Genomic DNA, 24,950 nt, shown 5'->3' with positions numbered 1-24,950 from the left:
CTTAACCTAAGGCGGTTATCTATTCGCCCACCAAATATGAAAACGTATTCATTTGTATATGAAAGGAAGTTTTGTCATGTCAGAAATGTATGATGTTGTTATTATCGGCGGTGGCCCCGCTGGATTGACAGCTGCTTTATATAATGCTCGTGCTCGTTTAAAAGTTATTGTGTTAGAAAAAACTAAATTAGGTGGTCAGATTGTGACTACCCATGAAATTGCAAACTTTCCTGGCTCTGTTGTAGGTTCAAGTGAAGAAGAACCTTCTGGACCAGAATTAATTAAACGTATGACCGATCAAGCTAAAAAATACGGAGCTCAAATAGAAGTTGGAAAAGAAGTAGTAGGCCTTGATTTAGACGGAGATGTGAAAACAATCACATGTCAAGATGGCACGACTTATCAAAGTTTAGCAGTAATTTGTGCTAATGGAGCGTCTCCTCGTAAAATTGGTTGTCCAGGCGAGGCAGAACTTCAAGGTAAAGGAGTTTCTTATTGTGCAACATGTGATGGAGCTTTCTTTGAAGACATGGAAATTTATGTGATTGGTGGGGGAAACTCTGCTGTAGAAGAAGCAACATTTTTAACTAGCTTTGGTAGAAAAGTGCACATTATCCAAAACTTAGACCGATTAACAGCTGATGCCATTGCAATTGAGCAAGCTAAAAAATCCGGAAAAATTGATGTGACTTATAATACAGTAGTAGAAGAGATTAAAGGGGACGGCCTTGTTGAGTCAATGGTTCTTAAAAATACAGAGACAGGGGAAGTAACAGAAGTCTTTGCTGATGAAGAAGATGGCACATTTGGTGTGTTTGTCTTTATTGGCTATATCCCAACTACAACATTGTATCAAGATAAATTAGAACTAAATGAATGGGGATACATTCAAACAAACGAATGTATGGAAACTAGTATTAAAGGAGTTTTCGCAGCTGGCGACATTCGACCAAAATTATTACGTCAAGTGGTGACAGCAACTGGGGACGGAGCAACTGCTGCTTTCGCCGTTCAAAAATATGTAGAATCTAAACGTTAAACGATAAAAAAATCTAAAACTTATGTTGAAAGAATATATAGGAGGAAGAATAATGATTGAATTAACATTAGAAAATTTTGACCAAGAAGTGGTAGAACAAGACAAACCAGTATTGATTGACTGGTGGGGAGAAAGTTGTGAAAACTGTATCGCTTTAATGCCTGCAGTCGAAGAACTATCAGAAAAATACGGAGAACAAATGCATTTTACAAAATTTAACACATCTCAAAAAGGTGTTCGCCGTTTCTGTATTAAACATCGTATTATGGGCTTACCTGTTATGTCTATTTACATAAAAGGTGAAAAAGTTGAAGAGTTAGGAAAAGATGATTGTACTAAAGAAAATATCGAAGCACTTATTCAACGCCATATTTAATACATTATTAGCTACATACTTTAATAGATAACTGTCATAAAGGGTTAGTCATGTTACTAACCCTTTTCTTGAAAAGGGAGGATTTCGATGGATTTTTCAACGTTAAAAGGGGCAAGTTATGTCCTAATACATACGCCTGATATGGTAGAACAAAATGGGACAACACAAACAACTGAAAAGGTTGTGAACCCAAACAGTGAGTATTTAAAAAAAGTTAGAGAAAATTTACGTTCGTATGAAGATGTGGTTAATTATGCACCTAACCAAACATATATTGGTAATATGACTCCTGAAGAATTAAAAGCGCTACCTCAACCTTGGGTCAATGAAAAAATTGAAGGTCAACGGTATGGTAAATTTGGCGAAATAATGCCAGAAAAAGAATTTTACGGCATTATGCAAATTTGTGATGTTTTTGAATTAGTTCATTTAGAAGATGCATTTGCTAAAGACGTGAAACAAGAATTAATCGATCATGAATTGTTTGCTAAAGATGTAGATAAAATTAAAGAAGGTGTCACTTTAGAGTGGATTCAAGAACAAGTGGACACACATGATGCAGAAGGTCTTTATTACGACTATCAGTTAGTAGGATGCGTACTAAGAGCCCATGAAATTGATGCTAACTTAACAGCTCATGTTATGTTGGAAAACTTAGTAGTGAAAGCTAGTGGCGTTATTTCACTTCGTCATTTATTTAGAGATAATGATATTAATCCAGAAGAAGTAGAGTATGTGATTGAGTGTAGTGAAGAAGCTTGTGGAGATATGAACCAACGTGGTGGTGGTAACTTCGCTAAGTCTATTGCAGAGTTATGCGGCTGTGTAAATGCAACAGGTTCAGATTTACGCGGATTTTGTGCAGCACCTACTCATGCGCTGATTTCAGCTGCTTCTTTAGTTCGTTCAGAAACATATAAAAATGTGGTTATTGTTGCAGGTGGAGCAACGGCTAAATTAGGGATGAACGGAAAATCACACGTGGATAAAGGTTTACCTATTTTAGAAGATGTGGTTGGCGGATTTGCAGCATTAATTGGTCCAAATGACGGAGAACATCCAGTATTACGTTCCGACTTAATTGGTCGTCATAAAGTATCTAGTGGGTCTAGTCCACAAGCAGTTACAACTGCTTTAATTGCAGAACCTTTAGAGCGAGCTGGTTTAACTGTCCATGATGTGGATGCTTATTCTGTTGAAATGCAAAACCCAGATATTACTAAACCTGCTGGAGCAGGGGACGTACCAGAAGCAAACATGAAAATGATTGGTGCTATTGGTGTGTTACGTAAACAGTTAGAGAAAAAAGAATTAATGACATTTGTTAAAAATAAATCTATTCCAGGTTGGGCACCTACTCAAGGTCATATTCCAAGTGGCGTACCTTATCTAGGATTTGCTGTAGATGATTTAACAACAGGGGATAAAAACCGTGCTATGATTGTAGGTAAAGGGTCATTATTCTTAGGTCGAATGACTAACTTATTTGACGGAGTATCTATTATTATTGAAAGAAACTCAGGAGAAACTGCTTCAGAGAATAGTGCTGATATGAAAGAAGAAGTCCGTCAAGCTGTGGCTGATGCCCTGCGCGACTTTTTAGAGAACTTCTCAAAAGAATAGAGTAGAGGTGAGTACATGTCGAACAAAATAAATGAAACAATTAAAGAAGTATTTACAGAAATGGCCTCTGCTTTAGAGACAGGTACACTAGGTCCACGCATCAAAATTGGTTTAACCATTGATGGAAGTGAACACGGCTTAACAGTCATGCAAGAGGCAGTCAAATTAGCACAAAAAAATGACAACTTTGATATTGTGGCAATTGGCTCTCAAGTAGATTGGCCAGGTATTGAAAATGTTGTGACAACTTGTGAAGCTGATAATTATAAAAAAATGGAAGAATTATTGGCATCAGGTTATTTGCAAGGATGTGTTACTTTACACTATAGTTTCCCAATTGGGGTGTCTACTGTGGGAAGAGTTATCACACCAGGAACAGGCAAAGAGATGCTGATTTCAACTACTACAGGCACAACTAGTTCTAATCGTAATGAAGCCATGGTGTTAAATGCGGTTAACGGTGTAGCTGCTGCAAAAGCAATTGGTATTAAACAACCAACTGTAGGTATTTTAAATGTTGACGGAGCTAGAAGCGTAGAGCGAGCTTTGAAAACCTTAAAAGAAAATGGCTATCCAATTAACTTTAGTGAAAGCCACCGAGCAGATGGTGGAACAGTTATGCGAGGAAATGATTTACTAGAAGGTAGTGCAGACGTTATGGTTTGTGATAGCTTAACTGGTAATATTTTAATGAAAATGTTCTCAGCTTATACAACTGGTGGCAGTTACGAAGCGATGGGCTATGGTTATGGTCCTGGTATTGGCGACGGCTATGAAAACAATATTTTAATTATTTCAAGAGCTAGTGGAGCTAGTGTTATTGCTAATGCAATGCTTTACGCTTATGAATTAGCTTCTGGAGATATTATTGCTAAAAGTCAAGAAGAATACCGTCTAGCTAAAGCTGCTAAACTAAAAGAAGTATGTGAGTCCTTGCAACCTAAACAAGCCGTTGCAGAACAAGCTATTGAAATGCCAGCTAAAGAAATTGTTACCTCAGATATTGCTGGGATTGATGTTATTGAGTTAGATGATGCAGTAAAAGCTTTATGGAAAGAAAATATTTATGCTGAAAGTGGTATGGGTTGTACAGGACCTATTGTCTTGATCAGTGAAGCAAATCACGATAAGGCTGTGGAGATTTTAAAAGCCGCAGAATTTATTTAACAAGATGGAAAGAATCAGATGCTAGCGTCTGATTCTTTTTTATAATGGTCGGGTTTTATAGATTTTTTTTTTTCGTTATGGTAAAATAGTGTAGATATGAAACAGTCGCTGAGGGAGGTTTTAAAAGGTGTATAAATTTTTACTAGGCGTGATGATTGTCCTTTCTATTTTGATTATCATTTCAGTCATGATGCAGCCAAGTAAACAAAATAGTGCAGCTAGTGCTTTTACTGGCGGTGCAGATCAGTTGTTTGGTAAACAAAAATCCCGAGGTTTTGAAGCCGTAATGCAACGTGTTACAGCTGTGTTAGGCACTGTATGGGCAGTTCTTGCTGTGATGCTTGCCTTTCTTGGGTCAAAATAATCAAAATCGAAAGGTCTCCTGTTTGAACAGGAGACTTTTTTCTTGTTACAATAGATTTATAAAAGGATAAAGTTATAAATGCTATGAAGTAGAGAAGGTGTGAGAAGATGTTAATTCGTGAAAATGAGTTGCCTGGATCTGTTTATTTTAAAGGAGATGAGCGTGGAATTATTTTATTTCATGCCTATACAGGAACGCCTAACGACGTACGAATGTTAGGAAGATACTTAAACAACCAAGGGTATAGTGTTCTGTTGCCGTTGTTTAGAGGCCATGGGCAAAATATTCCAGAACCTATTTTAGATGCCGGACCTGGAGCTTGGCATCAAGATATGGAAAAAGCAGTAGCTTATATGAAACAAGAAGGCTGCAAACAACTAGCTGCTTTTGGTTTATCTCTTGGAGGAATTTTTGCTACCAAAATGGTCGAAGAATATCCGGAAATAATCGTTGGCGGAGGTTTTTTCTGTTCACCACTGTTAATTGCTCAAACGGAAACTAATATTATTCCCCAATTTCTATATACGGCAAGGCAACAATTAACGGCGATTGGTTATACAGCAGAGGAATTGGAAGAAGAAATTTATCGGATCCAACAAGAGCTGCCAGAACAGTTAAATCAAATTACTGCCTATACAGAAGAAGTGCATGACGAATTAAAACATATTAAGGTTCCAATGATGTTAGTGCAAGCTGGACAAGATAAAATGATTCCACCTGAAGATGTTTATGAAGCTGCTAAGGCTTTTAAGAATGACTGTGCTAAAGTCTATTGGTATCCTAATAGTGGACATATTATCACAATTGGACCTGAGCGAAAACAATTTCAAGAAGATGTTTTACAATTTGTAAATCAACTTGCTTGGAAGAAGGAGAGAGAATGAAACAAACAATTAAAACACAAATTTTAACTTGGTTAGAAACAGAAAGCCAAAGTAGTTTTACAATGGAAGAAGTGGCTAAGGGAATTAACTTAGTCAAGGCAGAGGATTTTAAGCTATTAGTCCAAACCATCGCTGCCATGGAAAGGGAACAATTAGTTGAATTTACTAAAAAGGGCAAAATTAAATTAGCCCAAAAAGATATTTTAATAGAAGGTATTTTTCGAGCAAATGAACGTGGCTTTGGTTTTGTAACTATTGACTCAGATGAAGATGATGTGTTTATTCCTAAAGAATCCACAAGTTATGCTCTTAACGGAGACAAAGTAGCAATAGATATTGTTAAACCTGCCAATCTTGTCCAAGGGAAAACTGCAGAAGGTAAAGTAGTGGACATTATTGAACGAGAATTCACCCAAATTATTGGGGAATTTGTGGCTTATACAGAAGAGATGGTTCAAGAAACAGATTTATACGGAGAATTGATTCCTAAAGATAAAAAATTGAAAAATTATCAGATTTATGTAGCTGCAGAAGGGATTAAACCAGTAGAGGGAATGATTTGTTTACTAGAAATCACTCATTACCCTGAACCTGGTTATAATACACAAATTGAAGGGCTGATTAAACAAACGGTTGGTCATAAAAATGATCCAGGAATGGATATTATGTCGATTGTGATGCAATACGGCATTCCAACTGAATTTCCAAGAGAAGTTATTGAGCAAGGGGAAAAGACCCCAGATGAGATTTCAGCTCGTGACTTAGAAGGAAGAAAAGATTTAAGAAATCAAACTATTGTGACGATTGACGGAGCAGACGCTAAAGATTTAGATGATGCTGTAACTGTTAGAAAATTAGACAATGGGCATTATTTTTTAGGGGTACATATTGCGGATGTGTCTTATTATGTACCAGAAGGCAGCCCAATTGATTTAGAAGCTTATGAACGAGGAACTAGTGTTTATTTAACTGACCGGGTTATCCCAATGATTCCTCATCGATTATCTAATGGGATTTGTTCTTTAAATCCACATGTTCCTCGCTTAACTATGAGTTGTGAAATGGAAATTGATCAAGCGGGTAAAGTAGTCCGTCATGATATTTTCCCAAGTGTCATTCAAACTAGTGCAAGAATGACTTACACAGCAGTAAACCAAATTTTAGAAGAAAAAAATCCTGAGGTTATGGCAGAATATTCTGAATTAGTTCCAATGTTTCAAGCGATGAAAGAATTACATCATATTCTAGAAGAAATGCGGCAAAGACGTGGAGCTATTTCTTTTGAAGATAGAGAATCTTATATTTTAGTAGACGAAGCAGGTCATCCACAAGATATTATTTTACGAGAACGTGGGGTAGGCGAAAGACTAATTGAGTCCTTTATGTTAGCTGCTAATGAGACTGTAGCCGCTCATTTTTATCAGCTAGATTTGCCTTTTATTTACCGAATTCATGAGCAACCGAATGAAGACAAAATGCAACGCTTTTTCGAGTTTGCTTCAACGTTTGGAATTTTAGTCAAAGGAACTAAAGAAGATATTACGCCTAGACAATTGCAAGACGCCTTAGATAAGGTGGCAGGAAAACCAGAAGAAATGGTTATTAACACCATGCTACTAAGAAGTATGCAACAAGCCAGATATTCTGAGCAACTGGATAGTCACTATGGTTTAGCTGCTCCTTATTACACGCATTTTACCTCTCCAATTCGTCGGTATCCTGACTTAATTGTTCATCGTCTTATTCGGTTTTATTTAACGCAAACAGTGGATAAAAAAGGAAAAGACAAATGGAAAGAGTTACTTCCAGATATTGCTAAGCACAGCTCACAAATGGAGCGTCGTTCAGTTGAAGCAGAACGAGAAACAGAGGCAATGAAAAAAGCTGAATTTATGGAAGATAAAATTGGGGAAGAGTACGACGGAATTATTAGTTCTATTATGAAGTTTGGCATGTTTGTAGAGCTGACTAATACGGTTGAAGGGTTAGTTCATATGAAGAGCATGACCGATGATTACTATCATTATTTGGAAAATCATTTAGCGCTTGTCGGAGAAAGGACAGGAAAAACCTATAAAATTGGACAACCTGTTCGTATAAAAGTAACTAAAGCTGATGCTGACCTAAGAGAAATTGATTTTGAATTAGTGTCAGCGGAAACGACCCATGAGTTGGCTCATGTAGTTAACGGCTCTCATAACCGTCAATCTAGAAGAAGAAAAAATAAAGGGAATCATCAGACTTCTTCACTGAAATCTTCTTCTACCAAATCAGTAAAAGAAAAAACTGAAAAAAAGAAAGCAAAAGGGAAAAAGAAAAAGCAACCTTTTTATAAAGGAGTAGCTAAAAAGAAATCCCATAAGAAAAAATAAAAAGAATGACTTATTTTTTCCTATATAAATAGGTAGAGAAAAATAAGTTGTTCCCTTATTTTTAAGACTGGAGGAGAGAAAATGCCCAAAGGAGACGGCAAATTAATCGCTCAAAATCGAAAAGCTAGACATGATTATACAATTGTAGATACAATTGAAGCAGGAATTGTCTTGCAGGGGACAGAAATAAAATCTATTCGGGCAGGTCGGATTAATTTGAAAGATGGTTTTGCTAGAGTACGAAATGGTGAAGTGTTTTTACATAATGTGCATATTAGTCCTTATGATCAAGGGAATATTTTTAACCATGATCCACTTCGGACCCGGAAACTATTAATGCACAAAAAACAAATTCAACGTTTAATTGGAGAAACTAAAAATACTGGGATTACGTTAATACCTTTAAAGGTTTATATCAAAAATGGCGTAGCCAAAGTATTAATAGGTTTAGCTAAAGGGAAAAAGAAATATGACAAGCGAGAAGATCTTAAAAGAAAAGTGCAAAACCGAGAGATTGAACGAGCTTTAAAGAACCGAGATTAACCTAAGACTTACGTAATTATTCACAATTTTATTAGCTATTATTTGAAGTTTCTTACTAACTAGGGAAAAAAACAGGATACTTCTTTCAAAAGTTTATAAAATTTGTTAGGATAAATACGTAAGTTTATTTAATTTTTATAAAGGAGGAAAATCAATTCGTTTTTTTTATTGATAAATGAGTAGAGAAGTCGGTCTAGTTAGTGACATATCAAGGAACTACAAAAATTTTCAGAAATTTTTACAAAAGCTTTTGTATTTTGCTTTTGTTGGTGGTATGATATGGTATGTTAAATGGCTTCAAGTAATAGAATTATAAGAAAAAACTTATAGCTAATGTTAAACTATTAACTATTTATTACTGTGCCTTTTATTAGTAATTCTCTCTCTAGAAAAGAGGTGAAACAAGATGAACGAAGTGTCAAAAATAGTGACAATTGCAGGATTAGATTTTGATCTAACTGTGATTGGCATGACAATCTTAACATGTGCGATTATTTTTGGTTTTACTTATGGTTGCTCACGAAATCTACAGTTAAAACCTAAAGGAAAACAAAATGTTTTGGAAGCTGTAATCGACTTTGTCAAAGGTATTTTGGATAGCAACTTACCTAAAAAAGAAGTAGGAAATTATCATTTATTAGCATATACCTTATTCTTATTTGTTTTAGTCTCAAACATGATTGGTTTAATGACTAAAATAGAAGTTCACAATGCTAGTGGTGTAGCAGTTAGTTATTGGAAAAGTCCCACAGCGGATCCAATGGTGACACTAACGCTTGCCGCATTAATGATTATTCTAACAAATTACTTCGGTATTCGAAAATTTGGATTACACGGATATTTTGTTAATAGCTTTAAGAAACCTGTCTCATTTTTAATGCCAATCAAATTTATGGAAGAATTCACAAACGTATTGACGTTAGGTTTACGTCTATACGGAAATATCTTTGCAGGTGAAGTTTTATTAACATTAATATCTAACTTTGCTGCTAGCAAAGGAATTATCACATTTGTTTTCGCATTACCATTAGAGATGGTTTGGCAAGGCTTCTCTATCTTTATTGGCGGTATTCAAGCTTACATCTTTGTGACACTAACATCGGTTTATTTATCACATAAGATTGAAGCAGAATAAACATATTTACACTAAAAAACATAAAAAAATGATGATTTAAGTAGGAGGAAACAAACTATGAATTACATTGCAGCAGCAATCGCCGTATTTGGCTCAGCAATCGCAGCAGCTTACGGGAACGGAAAGGTTATTTCAAAAACAATCGAGTGTATGGCTCGCCAACCAGAATTATCTGGTGAATTAAGAAGTACAATGTTTATCGGTGCAGGTCTTATCGAGGCTGTTCCAATCTTAGGTATTGTTATTGCGTTATTATTAGTATTCTTAGGGTAAGCATATCAGAAAGCAGGAGGTTTTCTAGGATATACTATAAACCGTCTCTGCTTTCTTTCTATGATAAAAAGGAGAGGAAGTGCGAACGAAAATGATCGAGAATTTCGTCGTTGGTAGTGCCCATACCAGTACAACATTCACAACAGTCTTATTCGTAACATTATCTTTTATCATTTTGATGATGCTTATTAAAAAATTTGCATGGGGTCCTATTACTACCATGTTAAGTGATCGTGCTCAAAAAATTTCCGATGATATAGATGGAGCAGAACAAGCAAATGAAAAAGCTCAAACGTTATTAAAAAAACGTGAAGATGAGCTTGTTCAAACAAAAGCTGAAGCAGCAGGTATTGTACGTGAAGCAAGAGAAAATGCAGAAAAATTAGCTAATTCAATTGTGACTGATGCAAAACAAGATGCTAACCATTACCGTGAAAAAGCACGTAAAGATATCGAACTTGAAAGAGAGCAAATTATAGAATCTGCTAAACGGGAAGTGGCTGATTTATCAGTTCAAATCGCGTCTAAGATTTTGAAAAAAGAATTAAGCCAAGATACCCATAAAGAATTGATCGATTCTTATATCGAAGGGCTAGGAAAACGCCATGAAGATTGATAATTTAATTGCTGACCGTAAATATGGGAAGGCTCTCTTTGAAATAGCGAAAGAAAATAAAATGATTGATGAAGTGTATCAAGAGCTTTTAGACTTACGGGCTGTCTTTGTAGAAGTCCCAGATTTAGGTCTTATTTTAAGTGATGACCGCTTAGAATCATTTGAAAAAATCGATATTTTGCATGAATTAGATAAAGACTTTAGTGATGTTGTTTCTAAATTTATTTATGTAATCTATGATTATGGCCGTATGAAAGAAATGCCAGGAATTATAGATGAGTTTGAAAACCTTTATTATGAAAATAAAGGAATTTTAATAGTAGATGTTGTTTCTGCTGTAGAATTAACAGATGAAGAATCAAAAGACTTAGAAGAACGTACTGTAAAATTATATGAAGTCAATCAAGTAATTTTACGTAAAAAAGTAGATCCTTCGATTTTAGGCGGCTTAATTATTCAAGCAAATCATCGAGTGATTGACAACAGTGTTAAAAAACAACTAGATGATATGCATCGAGAGCTATTAAAATAGCAAAATGAAGAGATTGAAGAGGTGAAACAATTGAGCAATAAAGCAAAAGAAATTAGTGCAATTATTAAAAAACAAATTGCAAATTATGAAGACACCTTGGCCGTCGAAGAGATAGGAATTGTTACTTATATCGGAGACGGAATTGCTAGAGCTTATGGACTTGAAAATGCTATGTCTGGAGAATTATTAGAATTTGAAAATGGTTCTTTTGGTATGGCTCAAAACTTAGAAACACAAGATGTAGGGATTATTATCTTAGGTGACTTTGAATCCATTCGTGAAGGTGACAAAGTAAAACGAACAGGTCGTATCATGGAAGTACCTGTAGGAGAAGAATTAATTGGTCGTGTTGTGAACCCACTTGGACAACCTCAAGATGGTCTAGGGGATATTCGTACGAATAAAACACGTCCAGTCGAAGCAGCAGCACCTGGCGTTATGCAACGTCAATCCGTTAACGAGCCCCTTCAAACTGGATTAAAAGCTATTGATGCTTTAGTTCCAATTGGTCGAGGTCAACGTGAATTGGTGATTGGGGATAGAAAAACTGGTAAAACAACCATTGCTATTGATACAATCATTAACCAAAAAAATCAAAATATGATTTGTATTTATGTAGCTATTGGACAAAAAGAATCAACTGTTCGTTCTCAAGTGGAAACACTAAAACGTTACGGTGCAATGGATTATACTATTGTAGTAACAGCTAGTGCTTCTCAACCAGCTCCATTATTATACTTAGCACCATATGCAGGAGCTGCAATGGGTGAAGAATTTATGTATGACGGTAAACATGTTTTAATCGTTTATGATGATTTATCTAAACAAGCAGCTGCTTATCGTGAAATATCTTTACTATTACGTCGTCCACCAGGTCGTGAAGCATATCCTGGAGATGTTTTCTATCTACACTCACGTTTATTAGAACGTGCAGCTAAATTAAGTGATGAGTTAGGTGGAGGCTCGATGACAGCTTTACCGTTCGTTGAGACTCAAGCAGGAGACATTTCTGCTTATATTCCAACCAACGTTATCTCTATCACAGATGGACAAATTTTCTTACAAAATGATTTGTTCTATTCAGGTATTCGCCCAGCGGTTGATGCTGGATTATCTGTTTCTCGTGTTGGAGGATCTGCTCAAATTAAAGCAATGAAAAAAGTAGCAGGAACTTTACGTCTAGACTTAGCAAGTTACCGTGAATTAGAAGCCTTTGCTCAGTTTGGTTCAGATTTAGATGCTGCTACACAAGCTAAATTAAACCGTGGTCGTAGAACTGTTGAAATTTTAAAACAAGACATTCATAAACCTTTAGCTGTTGAAAAACAAGTAACTATCTTATATGCCTTAACACATGGCTTTTTAGATAGTATTCCAGTGGATGATATTTTAAGATTTGAAACAGAATTGTTTGAATATATTGAAAACAATCATGTAGATATATTTGAAACAATCATCCAAACTAAAGAATTACCTGACACAGAAGATATGGACCGTGCTATTAAAGAATATATTGCTATTTTCCAACCAGGATCACAATCTGGAAATTAGTGTAGCCAAAGAAGAAGGGATGGTGAATTTGTGTGGCAGAGTCATTAGTTGAAATTCAACGTAGAATTGCCTCTACAAAGAAAACCAGTCAAATCACGAGTGCTATGCAAATGGTATCTGGTTCTAAACTGCATCGTTCAGAAGTAGCATCCAAAACTTTTCAGCTATATGCTAGTAAAGTGCGTGAAGTTGTCACGCACCTAGCAGCTGCTGAGTTACTATCTCTTGAAGGAGAAGTGGAACCTGATCCGTTTGATGATACTGACGAATTACATTACCACAGCATGTTAGTTTCTCGTCCTGTTAAGAAAACTGGCTATATTGTTATAACAGCAGACAAAGGACTAGCAGGTGGGTATAACAGTTCAGTAATCAAACAAACACTCACAATGCTAGGTCAGGATCATGAAAATGATAACGAATATGTCATGATGGCTATTGGCCGAGCAGGTGCGGACTTTTTTAAATCACGTGGCATGAATATTGCCTACGAAATGCGTGGATTAAGCGATCATCCTACATTTGCTGAAGTGATGAAAATTGTTCGGGCTGCTATTAAAATGTATGAAAATGAAGTCTTCGATGAATTATATGTGTGTTATAACCACCATGTAAACTCATTGTCAGCACAGTTTCGTGCAGAAAAAATGTTGCCTATTTCAGACTTAGTGGCTGAAGAGGCTAAAACATATGAAAAAGAATATATTTTAGAACCTTCGAAAGAAGAAATCTTAAATAGAATTCTACCTCAATATGCTGAAACATTAATCTATGGTGCTATTTTAGATGCTAAAACAGCTGAGCATGCTGCTCGGATGACAGCAATGAAAAGTGCAACAGATAACGCTTCAAATATTATTGATGATTTAACTATTTCATTTAACCGGGCTCGTCAAACTGCGATTACACAAGAAATCACAGAAATTGTTGGCGGTGCTGCGGCATTAGAGTAATGACGGGAGGAGAAGTATCGTGAATTCAGGCAAGATTGTTCAAATTATCGGTCCCGTTGTCGACGTGGAATTTCCATTAGATCAATCCTTACCAGATATAAACAATGCTCTTATTGTTTATAAAGCAGATGATTCTAAACAAAAAGTTGTATTAGAAGTTGCCCTAGAATTAGGTGACGGCGTTATTCGCGCTATTGCAATGGAATCAACTGATGGGTTACAAAGAGGAATGGAAGTGCTAGATACTGGTGCCCCTATTTCTGTCCCAGTTGGTGAGCGCACATTAGGTCGTGTGTTTAATGTGTTGGGAGAAACCATTGACTTAGAAAGACCTTTTGCTGAAGATGTAGAAAAAAGTAGTATTCATAAAAAAGCTCCAACTTTTGAGGAGCTAGCTACTAGTAGTGAAATCCTAGAAACTGGGATTAAAGTGATTGACTTATTAGCTCCTTACTTAAAAGGAGGTAAAATTGGGTTGTTCGGTGGTGCCGGTGTTGGTAAAACTGTTCTAATTCAGGAATTAATCAATAACATCGCTCAAGAACATGGTGGTATTTCAGTATTTACTGGTGTTGGTGAGCGAACACGTGAAGGAAATGACCTTTACTATGAAATGAGAGAATCAGGAGTTATTGAAAAAACTGCCATGGTATTTGGGCAAATGAATGAACCTCCTGGTGCTAGAATGCGTGTAGCATTGACTGGTTTAACTATTGCGGAATATTTCCGTGATGTTCAAGGTCAAGATGTTCTTTTGTTTATTGATAATATTTTCCGTTTCACTCAAGCAGGTTCTGAAGTATCTGCCCTTTTAGGACGTATGCCTTCAGCCGTTGGTTACCAACCAACTCTAGCTACTGAAATGGGACAATTACAAGAACGAATTACTTCTACACAAAAAGGATCTATTACATCTATTCAAGCGATTTATGTGCCAGCCGATGACTATACTGACCCGGCTCCAGCTACTACTTTCGCCCATTTAGATGCAACAACTAACTTGGAACGTCGATTAACAGAAATGGGGATTTATCCAGCGGTAGATCCATTGGCTTCTACTTCAAGTGCGTTATCTCCTGAAATTGTTGGAGAAGAGCATTATAAAGTTGCAACAGAAGTCCAACATATTTTACAACGTTACCGTGAATTACAAGATATTATCGCTATCTTAGGGATGGACGAATTATCTGATGAAGAAAAAATATTAGTAAGTCGTGCGCGTCGTATTCAATTCTTCTTATCACAAAACTTCCACGTTGCGGAACAATTTACAGGTCAACCAGGTTCATATGTGCCTGTTAAAGAAACTGTTCGTGGCTTTAAGGAAATTTTAACTGGTAAACATGATGATTTACCGGAAGAAGCTTTCCGTAGTGTAGGTAGTATTGAAGATGCCATTGAGAAAGCAAAACATTTAGGCTACTAAGAATGGAGGAAATACTATGGCTTTAGTTCAAGTAGAAGTAGTAACTCCAAATGGTCTCGTATACGAGCATGAAGCTAAAATGGTAATTGGCCGAACAACTGAGGGAGATATAGGAATTATGGCTAACCATGCTCCTATTATTGTTCCTTTAGTTATTGACGAAGTTCGTATTAAACTGGATGATGGAACACAAGAAATTATTGCTGTGAGTGGTGGGATTATGGAAGTTCGTGATAATGTGATCACTGTTTTAGTCGATAGTGCTGAAAAAGCAGAAGATATTGATGTTCCTCGAGCAGAACGAGCTAAACAACGAGCTGAGAAACGAATCCAAGAAGCTAAAGAACAGAAAAATGCGGATAAATTACGTCGTGCAGAAGTTTCATTACGACGAGCTATTAACCGGATTAACATTTCAAACAAATATTAAAAAAGTAACGCTTTAGGCGTTGCTTTTTTTTATGCTTATTTAAAAAAAGCATAAAAGTTGTCTAGTCAAAAATTATTAGGTATGATGAATTTTGCTGATTAGCTTTCTAATGGAAATATGAGAAGTAGGAACACTTGCTTTTTTTTCTAGATGAATTGTGCTAGAATATAGAAAGTTACATGAAATACTCTGTTAGAAGGTGAACAATAACCATGCAAGTTTACGGCATACCTGCTTTAGTTCGGGTGATCAGTCATTTTAGTTTTATCTATTTAACCTTTTGGTCGTTACAATCGATTAGAACCGACCAATTTTTTAAAAAGACTAACTTGATTCAAATTAGAATGGTTTATTTGTTAATTTCGATTGGCATTGGTTATTTAGCTAGTTCATTTTTATTAGAATGTATGGACTTAATTAGAAACTTTTTTATAACCATGCCTAAATAAGTTAAATAATGAGTAAAAAAAGACTATTGATTACGTTTTTTGGGGGGACCAAGTAGTGGAATATATGTTAGTGCAAGGTGGTCATCGGTTAATCGGTGATGTCACTATTGAGGGAGCAAAAAATGCTGTTTTACCGATTTTAGCGGCTAGTTTATTAGCAGATAATGGTGTGACAAAGTTAAAAAATGTTCCTATTTTATCGGATGTTTTTATGATGAACGAAGTCATCCGCCATTTAAATACTGAGTTACATTTTGATGAAGCACATAATGAAATTACTATTGATGCAACAAAACCATTACATATCGAAGCACCTTATGAGTATGTTAGTCAAATGCGTGCCTCAATTGTTGTAATGGGCCCACTTTTAGCTAGAAATTTACATGCTCGAGTGGCTATGCCTGGTGGTTGTGCTATAGGAAAAAGACCGATTGATTTACATCTGAAAGGATTTGAAGCACTAGGAGCCACCATTAATCAAGAAGATGGTTATATTGAAGCTATTGCTGAAAATGGTCTAAAAGGTGCTAGAATTTATTTAGATTTTCCAAGTGTTGGGGCTACTCAAAATATTATGATGGCAGCTGTATTAGCAGAAGGTAAAACAGTTATTGAAAACGTGGCACGAGAACCAGAAATTGTGGATTTAGCTAATATTTTAAATAAAATGGGAGCTAAAGTAGTAGGTGCCGGAACTGAAATGATTAAAATTGAAGGGGTAACCCACTTAAAAGCGGTGGAACACCGAATTGTTCAAGATAGAATAGAAGCAGGAACATTTATGGTAGCTGCTGCTATGACTCAAGGCAATCTTTTAATTAAAGAAGCTATACCTGAGCATAATCGCCCACTGATTTCTAAGTTAAGAGAAATGGGTGTCATGATTGAAGAAGAAGCAGAAGGTTTACGTGTAGTAGGGCCTGAAACTCTTAAATCGACTAATATCAAAACGTTACCTCATCCAGGCTTTCCAACAGATATGCAAGCCCAAATGAGCACGATTCAAACAATCGCTATGGGAACAAGCGTTATTACTGAAACAGTTTTTGAAAATCGATTCCAACATTTATTAGAGTTAGAGAAAATGGGTGCGAAATTTAAGATTGACCAAAATGTCGCTTATATTTACGACAATACTTCGTTAAAAGGTGCACAAGTAGCAGCTACAGATTTACGTGCTGCAGCAGCTTTGATTTTGGCTGGACTAGTAGCAGAAGGTAGAACTAAAGTGACTCATTTAGAATATTTAGATCGTGGCTACTATAAGTTTCATGAGAAGCTTCAAAAATTAGGAGCTAACATCGAACGAGTTAACCCTTTAGCAAATAAAAACTCAAGTATGGTTGAAACTACTGAAACACTTACTCACTCTAACTAATAAGGAGTTTAGAAGAAGATGGATAATATTTCAAAGCATGTCCTTAAACGTGTCTTATTTGTTGTCCTTATTTTAATCATAGGGTTAGTCTTATTTATGATTGGTTCTATGGTTGGTTATAGTGTGATTGGTGAAGGAAAAGCTACAGATGTTTTCCATCAATCTGTTTGGCAACATATTTTAGAATTTATGAAATAAAAGAAAGTCATGACCTGATTAGGTTGTGACTTTTCTCTTCATTATAAAGGAGTTTTTAGTGATATGATTAATCGTTTATTTATTGCTGGAGTTCGTTTTTATCAACGACGTATTTCCCCAGGACTGCCTAAAAGGTGTCGATATCATCCAACTTGTTCTCAGTATATGGTAGATGCTTTAACCTACCACGGACCACTAAAAGGGCTTATTATGGGGATTAGTCGTATTTTAAGATGTCAACCTCTTGTAAAAGGTGGGATTGATTACGTTCCGTTAACATTTAGTTTAAAACGAAATCCTGATCAATGTTACCCAGGTCCCTATCAAAAAAATAAGGAAGATAATCATGACTGTCATCATTAGACCATTGAAAAAAAATGAACCACTGCCTATGGATCTATTATTGTTAGCTGATCCAGATAGGGAAAAAGTGAATAGCTATCTAGAAAAAAATCAACTTATCATTAGTGAATGCAATCAACAGGTGATAGGAGTGCTAGTGTTAGGGTATAGCCAGAACCAAGCTGAAATAAAGAATGTGGCAGTTTCTGAACAGTGTCAAGGCAAAGGGATAGCCACTTTATTAGTTGAATATGCTATAACAAGTTATCTTAAAGGGTTAAAAATACAAGCCCAAGATAGTCAAGACTATCCTTTATACGTTAAAACTGGAGAAACTTCTTTACCTGCCATTAAAGTGTATACTCGGTGTGGATTTAAAGAGGTAAAAAGGGAAGTTAACTATTTTGTCCAGCATTATTCAGAACCTATCTATGAATTTGGCCAATTATTAAAAGATCAACTTATCTTTCAGTATTTGCCTAATTAGAATAACAAAAAAAGAAAAAGATTAGTGGACTTTTTTACTACTTTTTTTAAAGTATGCTATACTGTACTAGAACTGATTTTAAATTAATCAAAAGGAGTTAACAAATGAAAAAAAATAAAGATATTGAAGTTTCTGTAAAAGAAACCACACGTGAAGTTAACGGTGAAACACAAGCTGTACATACTTTATCCATTGGAAAAAAAACAATTGGTGAAATTATTGAAATAAGTTCTAAAAAATATGAAGTGCATATGAATGACAATGAAGTTAGTCTAGCAAGTAATTTAGATCAAGCCTATGAAGAAATTATTCGACAATGGAACCTTTTTCAATAAAAAACAAAAAAAATAAAAAAAGTTGTAAAAATTACTTGAAATTTTTCTCTTTTTTTTGTATGATAAGTATGTAAGGTTGAGACAGCAATTGTTAACAACCTAGCTTATGGAGGAATAGCGAAGTGGCTAAACGCGACGGACTGTAAATCCGTTCCTTAGGGTTCAGTGGTTCGAATCCACTTTCCTCCATTTTTTTTATTGGGCTATAGCCAAGCGGTAAGGCAACGGACTTTGACTCCGTCATTCGTTGGTTCGAATCCAGCTAGCCCAGTTGCAAGCAACTTTCAATTATTGAAGGTTGTTTTTTTTTATCAAGAATATGTTAGAATGAAGATAGTGAGTATTTAAAATAGAGAGGGGGATAGAGCAATGAAAAAGATAGAATTAGATAATTTAAAAGAAGAAGTAAAAGATGGTTTATATGATGCTTATACAAGTATTCGTAAAGGGGTTCAAGGAATCAAAGAAGAGGTTGATGATAAAAAAAATCTACCTACTTTTACCAAAGAGGAACCAACTAGTTGTCAGTGCAGTGGACGTTGTTCTAGATGTCAGACTCGTCAACGGATTAAATGGCAGGCTAAAGGCTATTAATCAGATTAATAGTGGTTTTTAGTAACTATGAAAATGATAGACAAATAAAAAAATGGTAGAGCTTCTTGTTATATAAGAAGTTCTACCATTTTTAGTTTTAGTGGTAAAAATTAATGTATTTCCGGTGTTAAGACCATAGGCAAGATCATAGGGTGTCTTTCTGTTCGTTCTGCTAAGAAAGGATGAAGAGTACTGATAATAGTATCTCTAATCATACCATCATTCACCTTAGGATCTTGTAACGTTTTATTTAATGCTTTTGTTAAGATACGTTGACAATCATTGATTAGGTCACCAGATTCCCGCATATAAATAAAACCACGGGATAAAATATCTGGCCCAGCTAAAATTTGTCGACGTTTATAGTCAACAGTGATAACTGCAACCACTAAACCTTCTTCAGATAGAATACGGCGATCTCGTAAGACAATGTTACCAATATCTCCTACGCCGCTACCATCCACATAGACATCTCCAGCTTGAAAATGTCCAGCTAGACGTGCTGTTTCTTCAGTTAAGGCTAATACTTCACCATTTTCTAAAATAAAACAGTTCTCTTTTAACACACCAACATCTTGTGCTAAACCTGTATGAATTTTTAACATACGATATTCTCCGTGAACTGGCATAAAGAATTTAGGTTTCATTAAACTTAACATTAATTTTTGTTCTTGTTGGCCACCGTGACCAGAAGTATGGATGTTATTGACTTTTCCGTGAATAACTTCAGCACCAGCTTCTGATAACAAGTTGATGACATGATTCACACTTGTTGTGTTACCTGGAATTGGAGAACTTGAAAAGACAACAGTATCTCCTGGTTGAATAGAGATTTGTCTATGAGTTCCGTTAGCAATCCGGCTAAGAGCTGCCATAGGTTCACCTTGTGAGCCTGTACATAAAATTAAAATTTCATTGGCTTGGTAGTTATTGATTTCTTTTTGATCAATGAAGGTATTTTTAGGAACTTTGATGTAGCCTAATTTTTGTCCATTGATAATAGCATTTTCCATGCTTCGACCGAATACTGCAATTTTTCTACCGGTTTTAACAGCAGCTTCAGCTGTCTGTTGTAGTCTGAAAATGTTAGAGGCAAAAGTAGCAAAAATAATCCGTCCATTGATTTTTTGGAAGATATGATTGATTGATTCTCCAATTGTTTTTTCTGACTTAGTAAAATCTGGAATTTCAGCATTAGTACTATCTGCTAGTAAACACAGAACTCCTTCTTCACCAATTTTTGCCATTTTTTGTAAATTAGGTGGCTCACCAACAGGAGTAAAGTCAAATTTGAAATCTCCAGTCAGAACAATATTTCCAGAAGGTGTTTTAACTACGACTCCTAGTGCATCTGGAATACTGTGAGTAGTTCGGAAAAAGCTCACTGAAGTTTTTCTGAATTTTAAAACGGTATCCTCGTTGATTGTGTGTAGCTCAGCATTTCTAAGTAAACCATGCTCTTCTAATTTGTTAGTAATTAAAGCTAAAGCTAAAGGTCCTGCATAAATGGGAATATTCGCTTCTTTTAATAAGTAAGGAATACCACCAATGTGATCTTCGTGACCATGAGTGATAACTAAAGCCTTAATTTTTTTAAGATTTTGTTTAATGTAAGTATAATCTGGAATGACATAATCAATCCCAAGTAGATCATCTTCAGGAAACTTAATTCCTGCGTCTACTAAAATAATTTCATCTTGAAATTGTACCCCATACGTATTTTTACCAATTTCTCCTAAACCACCAATAGCGAAAACTCCTGTTTCGTTATTTTTTATGGAAGGTTTCATGTTAGTTAAACTCCGTTAGTGAAAAGTCAGCATTTTCTTTTTCGTAAGCTAGATGATTATCATCTAGTTCTTGAATATATTCGACATTATATGGGGTATGTTTGTCCAATAAATCTCTGACTTCAATTACAGAGTCAGCTTCTAAGTAAAGAGATTGTGTTTGTTCTCTTTTAGGGTTTCTTGTTTTGGTTTCTTGATAGTAAACTTTATAAATCATGTTGTTAACTCCTTTTTATTTATAACTAAATTTAATTATTCTTATGGTTAAATGTTTGTCATGTTTTTTTGCACACGAAAATAAGGTGATAGGTCACCTGTCATTTTTCTTAGATTTTCATTAGGAGAGAATGGTATTAAAATCTACTCTAATGAAATGAAACCTCGTCTGTTTGTTTCATTTTAAATCGATAAAAAAATCAACGTGTTCTTAACAATTAAAACCATTTTACCATAATAATGACTAATTGTATAGAAAGGAGATTAACTCCCTTTTTTTATACTGGGAACAAGTAGTATTATTTCACATTTATTTCATAAATCTATGTTATATTAAATAGATAATGAGTACGGGAGGGTGAAATTAAGATGAAACTAATGTGGCAATATACCATGCGACACAAAAAATTGTTATTGCTTAACTTTTTATGTGTGTTTGGTTTTATTGTAATTGAATTAGGACTACCTACATTGTTAGGACGTATGATTGACTCAGGTCTTGAAACTGGCAATATGGAGAATGTGAAAAAAATTGGCTGGTATATGGTCATTATTACCGTGATTGGGATTACTTTACATATCATGTTATCTTACGTAGGTGCTAAACTAAACAACCGAATTATTGTGGATTTGAGAGATGATATGTTTGAAAATATTCAACAATTTTCACATGGTGAGTATGAACAAATTGGGGTATCTTCTTTGATTACTCGTGTAACAAATGATGCCTATCAAGTCATGCTTTTTTTAGGTCAAGTTTTGCGAACCGGTTTTATGACACCGATGATGTTCATCGCTAGTATTACGATAGTGATTAAGCGAAGTCCATTATTAGCTAGGTATGTGTTTCTGGCATTACCTTTTTTAACTATAGGTATTATCATTATTGCTAAGTATTCTAAACCATTGTCAGAAAGGCAACAAACAGAATTAGATAACATTAACGGCATTATGCGAGAGAATTTGTCTGGTTTAAGAGTCATTCGTGCTTTTGTTAATGAAAAATTTGAAGAAAAAAGATTTGATCAAGTCAATGCAGCCTTTACTGATACTTCTACGAAATTATTTAAATTAGTGGCTGCGGCACAGCCTGCTTTCTTTTTCTTGTTTAATTTAGTAATGGTATTGATTATTTGGATGGGTGCTAAGTATATTGATATGGGGCAATTAGAGGTTGGTAATTTAATTGCAACGATTGAATATGTGTTTCATGCACTATTTTCTTTTATGCTATTTACAGTTATTTTTATGATGTATCCACGAGCAGCTGTTTCGGCTAATCGAATTCAGGAGGTATTAGAATTATCATCCACGATTACCGATAAGCCAGATGGAGTTAAAGAAACTAGAACGAATGGAGTGGTATCTTTTAATCAAGTAACCTTTGCTTATCCAGGAACAGTTGAGAGTCCAGTAATTCGAGATGTTAGCTTTGAGGTGAATCCTGGAGAGACGATTGCCTTTATTGGTAGTACAGGAAGTGGTAAGTCTACTTTAATTCAATTAATTCCTCGTTTCTATGATGTGACAAAAGGCAGTATTCAAATAGATGGAGTAGATGTTAGGGATTATAATTTACATGCTTTACGGCAAAAAATAGGTTATATTCCTCAAAAAGCGATTTTATTTGAAGGTAGCATTCGGGATAATTTATTAATGGGAAAACCAGATGCGACAGAGGAAGATTTAGACTATGCTTTAGAAATTGCTCAAGCTACAGAGTTTGTGGCAAGTAAGCCAAAAGGGTTAGAAGAACATTTATCAGAAGGTGGTTCTAACTTTTCAGGAGGTCAAAAACAACGATTAGCTATTGCTAGAGCTATTATCCGTCGACCAGCTATTTATATTTTTGATGATAGTTTTTCAGCCTTAGATTATCAAACAGATGCTAAATTACGGGAACAGTTAAAAAAAGAAACAAAACAGTCTACGGTAATGATTGTGGCTCAACGGATTAGTTCAATTATGGATGCAGATAAAATTGTGGTCTTAAATGAAGGAGAAGTAGTAGGTCTTGGGACTCATCAAGAGTTATTAGATCACTGTGATATTTACCGAGACATTGCTTTTTCTCAGTTATCAAAGGAGGAATTAGCCCATGAATAAGCGAAAATTATCTTCCTTTAAACGATTATGGACTTATTTAAGTCCTTATCGCTGGCTTTTCTTTTTAGGTGTGTTTTTAACGATTTTAACGGTTATCTGTAATGCTTTATTACCTTTTGTGACTGGATTACCTACAACAGAAATTATTCAAAATTTAGCCAAACATGAACCGATTAACTTTGCTTATATTAAACAAGTGTTAGTCGTTTTAGTTGGACTGGCAATTGGTTATAGTGTGTGTCAGTATTTATCTGCTTTACTCATTACTTTAGTGGTGCAGCGTTCGATGAAAGATTTAAGAGAGGACATTTCTAAAAAAATTAACCGACTACCGGTTTCTTATTTTGATACCCATCAACAAGGAGATGTTTTATCACGCATGACTAATGATGTTAATGCGTTGATGAATGCGATGCAACAAAGTTTTATTCCGATTATTTCTGCTATCTTAGGTATTGTATTTGCTGTAGGAATGATGTTTTATATCCATGCCAAAATGGCGTTGATTGGAGTGTTGATGATTCCTGTAGCATTAATCATTTCAAAAGTGATTGTAGCAAAGTCACAAAAATATTTTCAAGATCAGCAAAATGCACTAGGTGAGATGAACGGATTTGTTCAAGAACAACTAACAGGGTTTAGCGTTATTAAATTATTTGGCCGAGAAGAAGCGACTTTGACTCGGTTTAAAGATATTAGTCACGAGCTATCTGGTTATGGTTTTCGTTCTGCTTTTATTTCTGGTTTAATGATGCCGCTTGTGGCTTTAACTGCGTATATCGCTTATATTGTAACAGCTGTTTTAGGTGGTTTTTTCGTTATTCAAGGGAGTTTAACCATTGGAAACTTACAAGCTTTAATCCAATATGTATGGCAAATCAATGCTCCTATGAGTCAAATTACTCAACTTTCAGCTGTACTTCAAAGTGCCTCAGCTTCTGTGGAACGGATTTTTGAAATATTAGACGAACCTGAAGAAGTGCAAAATATAACGGATGTTCCTTTACCTGAAGATATTCAAGGTCATGTGGTCTTTGATCAAGTTTCTTTTAGCTATGATCCTGAAAAACCTTTGATCCAGCAAGTTAGTTTTGAAGTGAAACCAGGCCAGACAGTCGCAATTGTTGGGCCAACAGGTGCTGGTAAAACCACAATGATTAACTTATTAATGCGGTTTTATGATGTGAATGAAGGTGCGATTAAAATTGATGGGATTGACACGAAAAAAATGAACCGAAGTGATCTTCGCTCTTTATTTGGCATGGTTTTACAAGATGCTTGGCTTTATCCTGACACTATTGCTGAAAATATTCGCTTTGGTAATTTAGAGGCGACTGATTATGAAGTGGTAGATGCTGCTAAGACAGCCAATGTGGATCATTTTATCCGGACAATGCCAAATGGTTATGAGATGATGATTGATCAAGAGGCAGATAATGTTTCTTTAGGTCAAAAACAACTGTTAACCATTGCTCGAGCAGTTATTTCAAATCCTAAAATTTTAATTTTAGATGAAGCAACCAGTTCAGTGGATACTCGGTTAGAGCTACTTATCCAAAAAGCTATGGCAAAAGTTATGAAAGGGCGAACTAGTTTTGTGATTGCTCACCGGTTAAGTACTATTAAGGATGCAGATTTAATTTTAGTGATGAAAGATGGTCACATTATTGAACAAGGCAATCATGACAGCTTATTAGCTGCTGGCGGTTTTTACGAGCAGTTGTATCAAAGTCAATTTGCAGAAAAGACAGAGGAATAAATAGAAAACTCT

Annotated in this window: 27 protein-coding genes and 2 tRNA genes; 27 read left to right on the top strand and 2 right to left on the bottom strand. The window is 35.4% G+C overall.

Features of this window, described 5'->3' with window-relative positions:
* Nucleotides 1-76: 76 nt before the first annotated feature.
* From C7P63_RS03550 to C7P63_RS03430, 25 genes are all read left to right on the top strand, one after another.
* Entirely contained in the window at nt 77-1,039 is a 963-nt protein-coding gene (locus C7P63_RS03550; RefSeq protein ID WP_165863761.1) for an NAD(P)/FAD-dependent oxidoreductase, read from the top strand.
* Between the two features lie 52 nt (nt 1,040-1,091).
* Nucleotides 1,092-1,415: a thioredoxin TrxA gene (trxA, locus tag C7P63_RS03545; protein WP_125942776.1), complete on the top strand. Its 324-nt coding sequence runs from the start codon at nt 1,092-1,094 to the stop codon at nt 1,413-1,415.
* A gap of 87 nt (nt 1,416-1,502) precedes the next feature.
* Complete coding sequence (grdC, locus tag C7P63_RS03540) at nt 1,503-3,038, top strand: glycine/sarcosine/betaine reductase complex component C subunit beta (RefSeq protein ID WP_125942775.1); 1,536 nt, start codon at nt 1,503-1,505, stop codon at nt 3,036-3,038.
* A gap of 15 nt (nt 3,039-3,053) precedes the next feature.
* Complete coding sequence (gene grdD, locus C7P63_RS03535) at nt 3,054-4,205, top strand: glycine/sarcosine/betaine reductase complex component C subunit alpha (protein ID WP_125942774.1); 1,152 nt, start codon at nt 3,054-3,056, stop codon at nt 4,203-4,205.
* Between the two features lie 127 nt (nt 4,206-4,332).
* On the top strand, nt 4,333-4,569 hold the full coding sequence (gene secG, locus C7P63_RS03530) for a preprotein translocase subunit SecG (protein WP_125942773.1): 237 nt from the start codon (nt 4,333-4,335) through the stop codon (nt 4,567-4,569).
* 107 nt (nt 4,570-4,676) lie between these two features.
* Nucleotides 4,677-5,453 (top strand): alpha/beta hydrolase, encoded by a 777-nt coding sequence (locus tag C7P63_RS03525; RefSeq protein ID WP_125942772.1) that lies wholly within the window; start codon nt 4,677-4,679, stop codon nt 5,451-5,453.
* Nucleotides 5,450-7,825, top strand: a complete 2,376-nt coding sequence (rnr, locus tag C7P63_RS03520; protein WP_125942771.1) for a ribonuclease R — start codon at nt 5,450-5,452, stop codon at nt 7,823-7,825. The genes C7P63_RS03525 and rnr overlap by 4 nt, the downstream gene beginning before the upstream one ends.
* 81 nt (nt 7,826-7,906) lie before the next feature.
* Nucleotides 7,907-8,368: an SsrA-binding protein SmpB gene (gene smpB / locus C7P63_RS03515; RefSeq protein ID WP_125942770.1), complete on the top strand. Its 462-nt coding sequence runs from the start codon at nt 7,907-7,909 to the stop codon at nt 8,366-8,368.
* Nucleotides 8,369-8,774: 406 nt separating this feature from the next.
* On the top strand, nt 8,775-9,503 hold the full coding sequence (gene atpB / locus C7P63_RS03510) for a F0F1 ATP synthase subunit A (RefSeq protein ID WP_125942769.1): 729 nt from the start codon (nt 8,775-8,777) through the stop codon (nt 9,501-9,503).
* A 57-nt stretch (nt 9,504-9,560) separates the two neighbouring features.
* The gene (gene atpE / locus C7P63_RS03505) at nt 9,561-9,776 is read left to right on the top strand and encodes a F0F1 ATP synthase subunit C (RefSeq protein WP_125942768.1); all 216 of its coding nucleotides are present in this window, start codon (nt 9,561-9,563) and stop codon (nt 9,774-9,776) included.
* A gap of 91 nt (nt 9,777-9,867) precedes the next feature.
* Nucleotides 9,868-10,392, top strand: coding sequence for a F0F1 ATP synthase subunit B (atpF, locus tag C7P63_RS03500; protein ID WP_125942767.1), 525 nt, complete (start codon nt 9,868-9,870; stop codon nt 10,390-10,392).
* Nucleotides 10,382-10,924, top strand: coding sequence for an ATP synthase F1 subunit delta (gene atpH / locus C7P63_RS03495; RefSeq protein ID WP_125942766.1), 543 nt, complete (start codon nt 10,382-10,384; stop codon nt 10,922-10,924). The genes atpF and atpH overlap by 11 nt, the downstream gene beginning before the upstream one ends.
* Before the next feature lie 30 nt (nt 10,925-10,954).
* Complete coding sequence (atpA, locus tag C7P63_RS03490) at nt 10,955-12,475, top strand: F0F1 ATP synthase subunit alpha (protein ID WP_125943066.1); 1,521 nt, start codon at nt 10,955-10,957, stop codon at nt 12,473-12,475.
* Nucleotides 12,476-12,507: 32 nt separating this feature from the next.
* Nucleotides 12,508-13,428: a F0F1 ATP synthase subunit gamma gene (locus C7P63_RS03485; RefSeq protein WP_125942765.1), complete on the top strand. Its 921-nt coding sequence runs from the start codon at nt 12,508-12,510 to the stop codon at nt 13,426-13,428.
* A gap of 19 nt (nt 13,429-13,447) precedes the next feature.
* Entirely contained in the window at nt 13,448-14,854 is a 1,407-nt protein-coding gene (gene atpD, locus C7P63_RS03480; RefSeq protein WP_125942764.1) for a F0F1 ATP synthase subunit beta, read from the top strand.
* 16 nt (nt 14,855-14,870) lie between these two features.
* The gene (locus C7P63_RS03475) at nt 14,871-15,284 is read left to right on the top strand and encodes a F0F1 ATP synthase subunit epsilon (RefSeq protein ID WP_125942763.1); all 414 of its coding nucleotides are present in this window, start codon (nt 14,871-14,873) and stop codon (nt 15,282-15,284) included.
* A 212-nt stretch (nt 15,285-15,496) separates the two neighbouring features.
* Nucleotides 15,497-15,733, top strand: coding sequence for a DUF1146 family protein (locus C7P63_RS03470; RefSeq protein ID WP_125942762.1), 237 nt, complete (start codon nt 15,497-15,499; stop codon nt 15,731-15,733).
* A 55-nt stretch (nt 15,734-15,788) separates the two neighbouring features.
* Nucleotides 15,789-17,111, top strand: a complete 1,323-nt coding sequence (murA, locus tag C7P63_RS03465) for a UDP-N-acetylglucosamine 1-carboxyvinyltransferase (RefSeq protein WP_125942761.1) — start codon at nt 15,789-15,791, stop codon at nt 17,109-17,111.
* Between the two features lie 18 nt (nt 17,112-17,129).
* Nucleotides 17,130-17,309: a DNA-directed RNA polymerase subunit beta gene (locus tag C7P63_RS03460; RefSeq protein WP_125942760.1), complete on the top strand. Its 180-nt coding sequence runs from the start codon at nt 17,130-17,132 to the stop codon at nt 17,307-17,309.
* A gap of 63 nt (nt 17,310-17,372) precedes the next feature.
* Nucleotides 17,373-17,672: a membrane protein insertion efficiency factor YidD gene (gene yidD / locus C7P63_RS03455; RefSeq protein WP_207852930.1), complete on the top strand. Its 300-nt coding sequence runs from the start codon at nt 17,373-17,375 to the stop codon at nt 17,670-17,672.
* On the top strand, nt 17,656-18,138 hold the full coding sequence (locus C7P63_RS03450; protein ID WP_125942759.1) for a GNAT family N-acetyltransferase: 483 nt from the start codon (nt 17,656-17,658) through the stop codon (nt 18,136-18,138). The genes yidD and C7P63_RS03450 overlap by 17 nt, the downstream gene beginning before the upstream one ends.
* A 104-nt stretch (nt 18,139-18,242) precedes the next feature.
* A complete protein-coding gene (locus C7P63_RS03445) occupies nt 18,243-18,473 on the top strand; it encodes a DUF2969 family protein (RefSeq protein WP_125942758.1) in 231 nt (76 codons plus the stop codon).
* 108 nt (nt 18,474-18,581) lie between these two features.
* Nucleotides 18,582-18,662: transfer RNA gene (locus C7P63_RS03440), tRNA-Tyr, on the top strand.
* A gap of 10 nt (nt 18,663-18,672) precedes the next feature.
* Nucleotides 18,673-18,744: transfer RNA gene (locus C7P63_RS03435), tRNA-Gln, on the top strand.
* A gap of 98 nt (nt 18,745-18,842) precedes the next feature.
* Nucleotides 18,843-19,067, top strand: a complete 225-nt coding sequence (locus C7P63_RS03430; protein ID WP_125942757.1) for a hypothetical protein — start codon at nt 18,843-18,845, stop codon at nt 19,065-19,067.
* A 110-nt stretch (nt 19,068-19,177) separates the two neighbouring features.
* Here C7P63_RS03430 and rnjA read toward each other — a convergent pair whose 3' ends face one another.
* Nucleotides 19,178-20,857 (bottom strand): ribonuclease J1, encoded by a 1,680-nt coding sequence (gene rnjA, locus C7P63_RS03425; protein ID WP_125942756.1) that lies wholly within the window; start codon nt 20,855-20,857, stop codon nt 19,178-19,180.
* Nucleotide 20,858: 1 nt separating this feature from the next.
* Nucleotides 20,859-21,074: a DNA-directed RNA polymerase subunit epsilon gene (locus tag C7P63_RS03420; RefSeq protein ID WP_125942755.1), complete on the bottom strand. Its 216-nt coding sequence runs from the start codon at nt 21,072-21,074 to the stop codon at nt 20,859-20,861.
* Between the two features lie 368 nt (nt 21,075-21,442).
* Between C7P63_RS03420 and C7P63_RS03415 the strand changes: the two genes are divergently transcribed.
* Both C7P63_RS03415 and C7P63_RS03410 read left to right on the top strand, forming a co-directional pair.
* On the top strand, nt 21,443-23,179 hold the full coding sequence (locus tag C7P63_RS03415; RefSeq protein ID WP_125942754.1) for an ABC transporter ATP-binding protein: 1,737 nt from the start codon (nt 21,443-21,445) through the stop codon (nt 23,177-23,179).
* Nucleotides 23,172-24,938: an ABC transporter ATP-binding protein gene (locus tag C7P63_RS03410; protein WP_125942753.1), complete on the top strand. Its 1,767-nt coding sequence runs from the start codon at nt 23,172-23,174 to the stop codon at nt 24,936-24,938. Before C7P63_RS03415 ends, C7P63_RS03410 begins: the two co-directional genes overlap by 8 nt.
* Nucleotides 24,939-24,950 lie beyond the last annotated feature (12 nt).

It is taken from the genome of Vagococcus humatus, from assembly GCF_003950325.1.
Taxonomy (GTDB): Bacteria; Bacillota; Bacilli; order Lactobacillales; family Vagococcaceae; genus Vagococcus_C; species Vagococcus_C humatus.
Note: the sequence above shows the minus strand (reverse complement) of the source record. Positions and strands in the feature narration are given on the sequence as shown.

Coding starts and splice junctions, on each gene's coding strand:
- C7P63_RS03460 (WP_125942760.1), top strand. CDS start 17,130: ATGGATAATATTTCAAAGCATGTCCTTAAACGTGTCTTATTTGTTGTC.
- rnr (WP_125942771.1), top strand. CDS start 5,450: ATGAAACAAACAATTAAAACACAAATTTTAACTTGGTTAGAAACAGAA.
- grdD (WP_125942774.1), top strand. CDS start 3,054: ATGTCGAACAAAATAAATGAAACAATTAAAGAAGTATTTACAGAAATG.
- atpB (WP_125942769.1), top strand. CDS start 8,775: ATGAACGAAGTGTCAAAAATAGTGACAATTGCAGGATTAGATTTTGAT.
- trxA (WP_125942776.1), top strand. CDS start 1,092: ATGATTGAATTAACATTAGAAAATTTTGACCAAGAAGTGGTAGAACAA.
- C7P63_RS03470 (WP_125942762.1), top strand. CDS start 15,497: ATGCAAGTTTACGGCATACCTGCTTTAGTTCGGGTGATCAGTCATTTT.
- C7P63_RS03475 (WP_125942763.1), top strand. CDS start 14,871: ATGGCTTTAGTTCAAGTAGAAGTAGTAACTCCAAATGGTCTCGTATAC.
- rnjA (WP_125942756.1), bottom strand. CDS start 20,857: ATGAAACCTTCCATAAAAAATAACGAAACAGGAGTTTTCGCTATTGGT.
- atpE (WP_125942768.1), top strand. CDS start 9,561: ATGAATTACATTGCAGCAGCAATCGCCGTATTTGGCTCAGCAATCGCA.
- grdC (WP_125942775.1), top strand. CDS start 1,503: ATGGATTTTTCAACGTTAAAAGGGGCAAGTTATGTCCTAATACATACG.
- C7P63_RS03525 (WP_125942772.1), top strand. CDS start 4,677: ATGTTAATTCGTGAAAATGAGTTGCCTGGATCTGTTTATTTTAAAGGA.
- atpH (WP_125942766.1), top strand. CDS start 10,382: ATGAAGATTGATAATTTAATTGCTGACCGTAAATATGGGAAGGCTCTC.
- yidD (WP_207852930.1), top strand. CDS start 17,373: ATGATTAATCGTTTATTTATTGCTGGAGTTCGTTTTTATCAACGACGT.
- C7P63_RS03415 (WP_125942754.1), top strand. CDS start 21,443: ATGAAACTAATGTGGCAATATACCATGCGACACAAAAAATTGTTATTG.
- C7P63_RS03550 (WP_165863761.1), top strand. CDS start 77: ATGTCAGAAATGTATGATGTTGTTATTATCGGCGGTGGCCCCGCTGGA.
- smpB (WP_125942770.1), top strand. CDS start 7,907: ATGCCCAAAGGAGACGGCAAATTAATCGCTCAAAATCGAAAAGCTAGA.
- C7P63_RS03420 (WP_125942755.1), bottom strand. CDS start 21,074: ATGATTTATAAAGTTTACTATCAAGAAACCAAAACAAGAAACCCTAAA.
- atpF (WP_125942767.1), top strand. CDS start 9,868: ATGATCGAGAATTTCGTCGTTGGTAGTGCCCATACCAGTACAACATTC.
- C7P63_RS03410 (WP_125942753.1), top strand. CDS start 23,172: ATGAATAAGCGAAAATTATCTTCCTTTAAACGATTATGGACTTATTTA.
- C7P63_RS03430 (WP_125942757.1), top strand. CDS start 18,843: ATGAAAAAGATAGAATTAGATAATTTAAAAGAAGAAGTAAAAGATGGT.
- C7P63_RS03445 (WP_125942758.1), top strand. CDS start 18,243: ATGAAAAAAAATAAAGATATTGAAGTTTCTGTAAAAGAAACCACACGT.
- C7P63_RS03450 (WP_125942759.1), top strand. CDS start 17,656: ATGACTGTCATCATTAGACCATTGAAAAAAAATGAACCACTGCCTATG.